We start from the raw sequence: 8,512 nt of genomic DNA on the forward strand, positions 1-8,512 counted from the left end.
GGAAGTGCTTTTGACAACAAGAGCACTGATCCAGAGTAAGGGGCGCTGGGAACAACTTTGGTCTGAGTTCATGACTGGAAAGGTTGAAGCTAACCTATGAGTCAGTTATCAAATTGAGAGAGCACCCCTTCGGCAGCTTAAGAAGTCAGTTTCTGAATTTTCTGTATGGGTAACTTCTCTTGCTTTAATAGGGATAGCGTTTCTGGCAACTTCTATACCTTTCACATTATCGTATTGATCTGAATGAACTAATTTTCTCAGGGTCGTTCTGGTCCTGTCTTCATCATCGCTGTTGACTCTAATCGTATCTGTAATGTCATTAAAAAGGCTTTTGTGGCTATGACTGAAAATTCGCGCCACACTGCAAAAATCTGAGACTGCATTGTAAGAATAGGTATAGCCTAGTTCATCAGGAAGCCTGCTACTACTTATACCCGGTTCTGAATAAAAGCCGCTTGAGCAAAACTTTGAAAACTCAATTACGGTTCTATCCCTGGGTGATATATCTCTGGGCTTTGATTGTGCTCCGACCTGTGCCTCTAAGTCCTCTTGTTGAATAAAGCTAACTGACTGCACTGTTTTTATCCTGCAATTTACCGTAGCTTGTTCATGAAGCTCTTTTGCTGGCAGTAGTTGAGTGCTGGTTCCAGGGCTGGATGGTGGCTTGGTAATGTCCATAGTATTAAGTTGTGGTGGAGTTTCTTGAAAAATAATATGTGTTAGTTGTTTTTTTTTAGTGAAAAGTTCCTTGTCTGACATGAATTGAATTTTATTTCTCCATCATCAAGAATGTAATACGGAAAAAGATCATTTAATGCAGAGGTAGTTCATACCTTTGGGGGTCTACGCGGTATCTTTAATTTGTAATAGAAGCGGTATTGATAAGTATTGTTTTTCCATATGAGAGCTGCCTGCAGGTTTGGGTAATTGATTCTGGTATCAGTTCAGATATTGATAATGATGTAAGTATATGGCTATCGCGTATTGTCATCTTTTGAAGTGATAGTATGCTGACATTAAATCCAATGTTATAAAGTGTTTAGGTGTTTGATGAGTGAGCAGGAACCTGCATTCTGGCAGGTAAAATCGTTAACCGAGATGACGCCTGAAGAGTGGGAGTCACTCTGTGATGGCTGTGGTCGCTGCTGTCTCAATAAGATAATTGATGCCGATACCGATGAAATTCACACCACGGCGGTGGCCTGTCGGCTCCTGGATCTGGAAACCTGCCGCTGCAGGCATTATAAACACCGTCGCAAGTATGTGGATGACTGTATCAAGTTTACCCCGAAAACCCTCCATGAACATTTGCCATGGTTGCCGGACAGCTGTGCTTATAACCTGCTCTATCATGGGTATGACCTTCCGGAATGGCACCCTCTGAATACTGGGGATCCAGATTCTGTCCATGAATCCGGCTTTTCAATCAAGGGCAAGGATATCGCCTCGGAAGAAGAGGTTTCGGACCCTTCGGATTGGTTTGATTATATTATCCGGGTGAGTTGAGCAGCCTGTTACCGGAAAGCTTCTGGCTACTGCCTCAACGCTTTAATAGTGTGTGAGGCGCCGGATCTGACGAAGTCTGCGTCACAACCAGCGGTTACCAGGCTGAATCCTTTTTTTCGCATACGATCAGCAAATTCTGGCCCCATGCAGTGGATGGCTGCAGGTACGCCATGCTTTTTGCTGCAGGAAAGGATGTGGTCGATAGCCTCCATAACCGGTGGCTCATAATTGTCAGGCTGAGGCTGGCAGCCCAGGGCATAGGAAAGATCAAAGGGGCCAATATAGACGGCTCCAAGTCCTTCTGTAGTGAGAATCTCATCCAGGTTATCCAGTGCCTGACGGGTTTCAATCATCACAATGGGCAGAATGGTTTCTTCTGCTTTTTCAGGGTAGTCACTGCCCGCATAGATCATCGCCCTGCTGGGGCCAAAGCTGCGGTTGCCTTTGGATGGGTAGCGGCAGGTGGCGACAAATTCCCGGGTCTGTTCTGCTGTCTCAATCATCGGGCAGATTACACCGTATGCACCGGCATCCAGCATTTTCATAATGATGCCAGGATCGAGCCAGGGAACCCGGACAATGGGGGTAACGGATGTGGTTGATATGGCCTGCAGCATAGTCAGAGCTGATTCAAAGCCGATCATGCCGTGTTGCATGTCAATGGTCATTGAGTCAAAACCCTGATGGGCAATCAGTTCAGCTGTCATTGGGCATGGGTGAATAAGCCAGCAGTTGATGGCGGTCTTATTCTGCTGGAAAAGGCTCAGTACCTGATTCTTTCTCATTGTTGATCATTGTTGTCAGTTTAATGTGGTCAATGAAGTATAGCTAACGGGCAGGTGGGATAGGCTGCTGCCTTAAATATGCGTGATAATTGATCTTGAGGCTTGTCAGGGGAGCGGAAAACCTTACACTACCTTCGTAAATTTGAATATTGAAAGAAAGAGTCTGTGATCGAATGACAGCTCATGGCGCGCTTTATGGTCTGGTTCTGGCTGGAGGTCGTTCCTCCCGGATGGGACAGGACAAGTCACAGCTGAGCTGGGATGGCAAACCTCTTTACCGGCATATGATGTCTCTGCTGACCCAGGCCGGGGTTGATAAGGTTTTGATCAGTGGATCCGGCTTTTCCATTGATGATTCTGTCATTGAGGATGTTGTTCCCGGAAGAGGTCCTATCAGTGGCATTCATGCTGCTTTAAAGCGATTGCAGGATGGAGACCGACTTCTGGTGATTCCTGTGGATATGCCACTGGTTCCTGCTAAAGCGATTCAGATCCTTGGGGGGCAGCAGCAGGCCTGCTGTTTCAAGGGCTTTAATCTGCCCATGATTTTGCCGGTAACTATTGAACTGCGACAGGCCGTTGAGACCTCTATAAAGAGTGACAATCCGAGGGACTATGCACTCTGGCGCCTGCAGCAGCAGCTGGATGGGCAGGCAATACCACTGCCGTCATCCATGGCAGATCTTTTTGTAAACGCCAATACGCCTGAAGACTGGCGTGATCTGGTTAAGAAAGAGGTTGCTAAGAAATAGGCTAGCGTCCCTATTGCGGACAGCCTCCTGGCATCCCCTCTGAATACGTATAAAAGTAGACTGGAGCGAGAATATCCATGGCTCATAATCAGTTTGATGAGTTTATTCCTGTCAACATTGCCGTGCTGACGGTATCCGACACCCGTACCGAAGAAAACGATACATCCGGTCACTTACTGGTTGAGAGTTTGACGGCTGCTGGCCATAAGCTTGCCGACAAGGCCATTGTAAAAGACGATATCTACAAGATCCGGGAAGTGGTATCCCGCTGGATTGCCAGTGATGCTGGGTCTCCAAACTGTGTTCAGGCCGTTCTGGTCACTGGCGGTACCGGGTTCTCTGGAAGAGACAGTACGCCAGAAGCACTGCTGCCTATTTTTGACAAGCAGATTGACGGCTATGGTGAGCTGTTCCGTCAGCTTTCCTATGAACAGATTAAAACTTCCACCATCCAGTCCCGGACTGTGGCGGGCATGGCCAACGGAACGGTTATTTTTGTGATGCCAGGTTCCAATAATGCCTGTAAGACAGCCTGGGAAGGCATTATCAAGGATCAGCTGAACAGTCAGCACCGTCCATGCAACTTTGTTGAACAACTGAAAAAGGCGGGTTGATCGTGTCTCAATCAGAGTCCCTTACCCATATTAACAGTGACGGTAAGGCCAGCATGGTTGATGTTGGTGAGAAAGACATCACCCGTCGTGAAGCTCGAGCTGAAGGCTACATCTACATGGCTCCTGAGACGCTGGCACTGGTAAAAGACAATGGCCTGAAAAAGGGTGATGTGCTTGCTGTTGCCAGAATCGCCGGGATTCAGGCAGCAAAGCAATGCAGCCAACTGGTACCGCTTTGTCACCCACTAATGCTGAACTTTATTGGTGTTGAGTTTCAGCTTGAAGACGAGCATTCAAGGATTCGTATCGAAACCTGCTGTCGCCTGAGTGGAAAAACCGGTGTTGAGATTGAAGCACTGACGGCGGCATCGGTTGCCGCTTTGACTATCTATGATATGTGCAAGGCTGCGGACAAAGAGATGCATATTGAAGGCATTCGTGTTCTGGAAAAGAGTGGTGGTCGAAGTGGTCATTATATTCACGGTCAGGAGACGTCTTTATCAGGCGGTGCAGCATGATTAAAGTACTGTTCTTTGCCAGCTTTCGCGAACAACTGAACTGCGAGCAGTTGTCTCTTGAAGAGGGAGAGTATTCAACTTTACTCTCTGAATTAAAAAGCCAGCTGGCTGAAAAAGGTGAAGCGTGGCGTGAGGTGATGATGAGTGATCGTACACTGGTTGCTATCAACCAGAATATGACTCGCAAGGATGTCACTCTGACCTCAGGCGATGAAGTGGCATTTTTTCCTCCAGTCACCGGGGGATGATTCTTATTTGAACCACTAAGGATTTGTCCTTAAGTAACTTCCACATTATTCAAAATGCCGCCGCCCGCCACCCGCTTCCCGCAGAAGCACACACGGGTAGCGGGAGGCCGGCAGCGGATAGCGTCCCTTGAAATGTGGAAATAATTTCAGGACAGTTTCTAAGTGTCTTTGTGGTCCAAAGCACAAACAGGATTAGAGCCTTGATTTCCATTCAAGTAGAAGACTTTAACCCCGGCCATGAATATGAACGCCTTGAAGGGAATAAGTCATCAGGAGCCATTGTTACCTTTACCGGTACGGTTCGGGACATGAACCTTGGGGATGAGGTTGGTGGACTGTTTCTGGAGCATTATCCGGGGATGACGGAAAAAGCCCTGCAGGAAATTATTGATGAGGCCATGGAGCGTTGGGAGCTTCAGGAGGTTCGGGTTATTCATCGCATAGGGAAAATGCATCCCGGGGACAGAATAGTCTTTGTTGGTGTCGCCAGTGCCCATCGTAAAGAAGCCTTTGCAGCCTGTGAATTTATTATGGATTACCTGAAAACCCGTGCTCCTTTCTGGAAGAAAGAAACGACTCCAGAGGGGGATCGCTGGGTGGATGAGCGTGAGTCTGACCAGGAAGCGGCTGATCGCTGGCTTTGACCTTTGAAAATGAACTCTTAAACAACGGCTGCTTCATGTTAAGAACATTATTTTTAGCGTTTGTTCTCTCTTGTCTGGGGGCATCGGCCTACGCAAAAGAACTGAAATTAGCCGTTGCAGCAAACTTCAAGCCATCGCTGGAAGTTCTGGCAAAGACGTTTGAAGCAGAAACCGGACACCGGTTGCTAATCTCCTCAGCATCTACCGGTGTGTTGTATAACCAGATCACCAATGGAGCTCCTTTTGATATTTTTCTGTCAGCTGATAGCCTCAGGCCTGAACTGCTGGAAAAAAAAGGATTGACACTGGAAGGTAGTCGGCATTCTTATGCCCTGGGAGAACTGGTGCTATGGAGTCCTGGTTTTTCCCGAAAGGGTGGGAAAAATAACACCATGACGCTGGAGGACCTGGCTGTTTATGAGGGGCGCCTGGCCATTGCCAACCCTGCAACGGCACCCTATGGTTTGGCCGCACAGCAGGTTCTGGAAAAACTGGGTTTCTGGTCATCGTTCAGGTCCCGCCTGGTTCAGGGAGCCAGTATTCAGCAAGCGTGGCAGTTTGTGGCCAGTGGTAATATTCCCGTAGGGCTGGTGGCGAAAGCACAGCTGGTCGACCATAAAGACAACGATGGTCATATTTTTGCGATTCCTGCAACGTTGTATGATCCGATTCGGCAGGATCTGGTTATCTTAAATCGGACTCGCCAGCCTGAAGTGGCAAGGGAGTTTGTGTCGTTTATTTTGTCACCGCCGGTTCAGAAGACTATTACTAAACAGGGCTATCTCCCCGTATCAACGAAAATAGCCGAGTTGAATGCTAAAACAACTTCCGAGAATAAAAGGGAAGCGCTCTGAATGCTGCTCACTGCTGTCTGGGTAACGCTGAAGCTGGCAACCATTACCACCATTATTCTGATGCTGCTGGCGATTCCCATGGCATGGGGCCTGGCTAATATGCAGAGTCGGCTGAGACCGGTATTGGAAGCTCTGGTTGGTCTTCCGATGGTGTTGCCGCCTACCGTCCTGGGCTTTTATCTGCTTTTGCTTTTTTCCCCTAATTATGCAGTTGGCCAGGCCTGGCTTTCTTTCACTGGCACAACGCTGGCATTCAGTTTTACCGGGCTGGTGATTGCCTCTGTTCTCTGTTCCATGCCATTTGTGGTGCAGCCACTTCAGCGGGCATTTGAACAGCTGGACAAAGGCCTTCTTGAGGTTGCAGCGATGATGGGAGCAGGGCGAGTGGATCGATTCTTTAATGTGGTGCTTCCCTGTACCCGCAGGGCGATGATTCTGGCCGCCTGCATGGGATTTGCCCATACCATTGGGGAATTTGGTGTGGTTCTTATGATTGGTGGCAATATTCCCGGAGAGACACAGGTTCTATCTATTGCCTTGTTTGACGCCGTGGAATCACAGCAGTTTACTGAGGCCCATCAGATTGCAGCGGGACTTATGGTATTTGCCATGATGCTTCTGATTACCCTTTACAGTCTTGATCGTAAGCCCGCTACTCAATTACCCCTCAAATCAATCCCTGGTCGTAGTTAATGCTAAGAATAGATATTCAGCTTCCCCGGGACCGTTTTGTTCTTAGTGTTGATGAGTCTCTGGATACCGATACCACCTGGGCCATTATGGGACGCTCTGGTTGTGGTAAAACATCACTGCTGCGAACCATTGCCGGTTTGGAAACACATGCCAAGGGATTGGTCCAGTTTAATGACGAAGTCTGGCAGGATTCTGAAAAGGAGATATGGGTTCCCCCGGAACACCGGGGTATTGGTTATATATTTCAGGAAGCCAGGTTGTTTCCCCATCTGGATGTCATGGAAAACCTCCGGTTTGCGTTGAAGCGGGCCAGGGCTAATGCCAGCATGCCATCACTATCAGAGATTGTTGAACAGCTTGATATTGAGCATTTGCTTGGACGAACCGTTGATAAGCTTTCCGGAGGAGAAAAGCAACGAGTTGCTATTGCTCGAACCCTATTAAGTGGGCCCCGCCTTTTATTAATGGATGAACCTCTTGCTTCGCTTGACTGGTCATCAAAAACAAGAATTCTGCCCTGCTTGAGAAATATTCATCAATACTTCGGAACCCCTGTTGTTATGGTGAGTCATGCACGTGAAGAAGTTGCACGGCTCGCAGATAAGCTGGTGCTTATTGATCAGGGACAGGTTTTATCCCGTGGAGAGTGCCGTCAATTACTCAGCCGGCCAGGTTCTTTATTAACCAGGGATGACTGTGCACTGTCTATCCTGGAAGTGCAGGTGGGAAGCCATGATCAGGAATATGGGTTCACAGAGCTGTTGTTTGGTCAACAGAAGCTATTGGTGAATCAAATAGCAGCAACACGGGGAACAGACCTGAGAGTGATATTACCTGCTCAGGAAGTCAGTATTGTTGTAGAAGACGTCCACTGTACAAGTGTTCAGAATCGAGTAGCGACAACCATTCGAGCCATACAGGAGCTTGATTCTAAAAATGTCATGCTGTTTATGGAGGCAGAAGGGCAGACGTTACTAGCACTGGTTACCAGAAGAGCAATAGGAGTATTAAATCTAGCTGAGGGGCAAAAAGTTTTTGCCCATTTTAAAGGGTCTTGTCTTGATGTTATCTAATGTGAGTTTTCATTCAGCCACTACATTTTAAAGTGCAGTGGCTGAACATAAGGAAAATCTTATTTAACTAGTCATCGTTTTTGTTATGAGTTTCCACGCCGTCGTGGTCGGTATCTTCAAGCAAAACCTTTGCCGCAGATGCAACATCTTCTTCTGTGCCGTTATAAAGCAGTAGAAAGCTGCCTGCGGAGAGTGATTCTTCATAGCGTACAATGCTGTTTTTGGGAATACCCATGCTGGCAAGGCCTGCGCCCAGCGCGGATAAACCGCCGACAATAACCGCGCCTTCAAGACCTCCAACAATGGCGGAAACCAATGGCCCTGCAACTACCATTGGGCCAACGCCTGGAATTACAAAAAAAGCGGCACCAAATAGAATACCCCAGAGCCCACCCCAGAAAGCCCCCATTTTTCCCCAGGCTTTCATTCTATCGCCAGTATTGTAATAACCAACGACATGCTCTTCTGTGTGGTAGTCGTTGCCAATGACCGATATCTTTTTCATCTCAAAGCCCGCTTTTTGCAGGCGCTTAACCGCATCATCAGCAGCATGGTGGGTTTTATAGACGGCAACACAGGTGTTCGGAGTTTTCATGGTTATGCTCCAGATAGAGACTGAAAGCAGTCTCTTGACTCTGTTGGGTGTGTCAGAAGTTTTAGAGATTTTCAGTTTTGTGCATCAACCTTCGTGTAATGTAATACCAATCGCATTTTCTAAATCCTTAAGCTGCCGCCAACTATGCTTAGGCATCATTACCATGCATTATCTAGAACAGATGTCTCGTCGACCACAGCTACCCGAAGGTTTTAATGATGTTGATTTTC

The 8,512-nt window shown here is 47.6% G+C and carries 13 protein-coding genes; 10 read left to right on the top strand and 3 right to left on the bottom strand.

All coding sequences use genetic code 11. The features are described 5' to 3' along the window. Positions 1-108: 108 nt before the first annotated feature. Positions 109-759 carry a hypothetical protein gene (locus AK963_RS22105; RefSeq protein ID WP_066017589.1) on the bottom strand — a complete coding sequence of 217 codons (651 nt, stop codon included), beginning with the start codon at positions 757-759 and terminating at the stop codon, positions 109-111. Positions 760-1,050: 291 nt separating this feature from the next. On the opposite strand from AK963_RS22105, the gene AK963_RS22110 reads away from it, so the two are divergent. After that, a complete protein-coding gene (locus AK963_RS22110) occupies positions 1,051-1,506 on the top strand; it encodes a YcgN family cysteine cluster protein (RefSeq protein ID WP_066017590.1) in 456 nt (151 codons plus the stop codon). Positions 1,507-1,532: 26 nt separating this feature from the next. Here AK963_RS22110 and AK963_RS22115 read toward each other — a convergent pair whose 3' ends face one another. Next, positions 1,533-2,291 carry an HpcH/HpaI aldolase family protein gene (locus AK963_RS22115; RefSeq protein WP_066017591.1) on the bottom strand — a complete coding sequence of 253 codons (759 nt, stop codon included), beginning with the start codon at positions 2,289-2,291 and terminating at the stop codon, positions 1,533-1,535. Between the two features lie 173 nt (positions 2,292-2,464). Between AK963_RS22115 and mobA the strand changes: the two genes are divergently transcribed. The 8 genes from mobA to modC all read left to right on the top strand — a co-directional run bounded on the left by mobA (position 2,465) and on the right by modC (position 7,687). Further along, the gene (mobA, locus tag AK963_RS22120) at positions 2,465-3,043 is read left to right on the top strand and encodes a molybdenum cofactor guanylyltransferase (protein WP_066017592.1); all 579 of its coding nucleotides are present in this window, start codon (positions 2,465-2,467) and stop codon (positions 3,041-3,043) included. 77 nt (positions 3,044-3,120) lie between these two features. Then, positions 3,121-3,657, top strand: coding sequence for a molybdenum cofactor biosynthesis protein B (gene moaB, locus AK963_RS22125; RefSeq protein WP_066017593.1), 537 nt, complete (start codon positions 3,121-3,123; stop codon positions 3,655-3,657). Between the two features lie 2 nt (positions 3,658-3,659). Beyond that, positions 3,660-4,175 (top strand): cyclic pyranopterin monophosphate synthase MoaC, encoded by a 516-nt coding sequence (gene moaC / locus AK963_RS22130; protein ID WP_020582313.1) that lies wholly within the window; start codon positions 3,660-3,662, stop codon positions 4,173-4,175. Beyond that, positions 4,172-4,423, top strand: a complete 252-nt coding sequence (gene moaD / locus AK963_RS22135) for a molybdopterin converting factor subunit 1 (RefSeq protein WP_066017594.1) — start codon at positions 4,172-4,174, stop codon at positions 4,421-4,423. Before moaC ends, moaD begins: the two co-directional genes overlap by 4 nt. Before the next feature lie 200 nt (positions 4,424-4,623). Then, positions 4,624-5,067, top strand: coding sequence for a molybdopterin synthase catalytic subunit MoaE (gene moaE / locus AK963_RS22140; protein WP_202969829.1), 444 nt, complete (start codon positions 4,624-4,626; stop codon positions 5,065-5,067). A gap of 35 nt (positions 5,068-5,102) precedes the next feature. Next, positions 5,103-5,921 carry a molybdate ABC transporter substrate-binding protein gene (modA, locus tag AK963_RS22145; protein ID WP_083232839.1) on the top strand — a complete coding sequence of 273 codons (819 nt, stop codon included), beginning with the start codon at positions 5,103-5,105 and terminating at the stop codon, positions 5,919-5,921. Then, a complete protein-coding gene (gene modB, locus AK963_RS22150; RefSeq protein WP_066017596.1) occupies positions 5,922-6,614 on the top strand; it encodes a molybdate ABC transporter permease subunit in 693 nt (230 codons plus the stop codon). Continuing rightward, entirely contained in the window at positions 6,614-7,687 is a 1,074-nt protein-coding gene (gene modC, locus AK963_RS22155; protein ID WP_066017597.1) for a molybdenum ABC transporter ATP-binding protein, read from the top strand. Before modB ends, modC begins: the two co-directional genes overlap by 1 nt. 67 nt (positions 7,688-7,754) lie before the next feature. Here the strand turns inward: modC and AK963_RS22160 are convergent, their stop codons facing one another. Further along, complete coding sequence (locus AK963_RS22160; protein ID WP_066017598.1) at positions 7,755-8,282, bottom strand: general stress protein; 528 nt, start codon at positions 8,280-8,282, stop codon at positions 7,755-7,757. On the opposite strand from AK963_RS22160, the gene AK963_RS32370 reads away from it, so the two are divergent. Further along, the coding region (locus tag AK963_RS32370) for a hypothetical protein (RefSeq protein WP_139117586.1) at positions 8,281-8,512 on the top strand (232 nt) is incomplete at its 3' end. The two genes, AK963_RS22160 and AK963_RS32370, sit on opposite strands and share 2 nt — an antisense overlap.

The sequence above is a fragment of the Endozoicomonas atrinae genome, assembly GCF_001647025.1.
Classification (GTDB): domain Bacteria; phylum Pseudomonadota; class Gammaproteobacteria; order Pseudomonadales; family Endozoicomonadaceae; genus Endozoicomonas; species Endozoicomonas atrinae.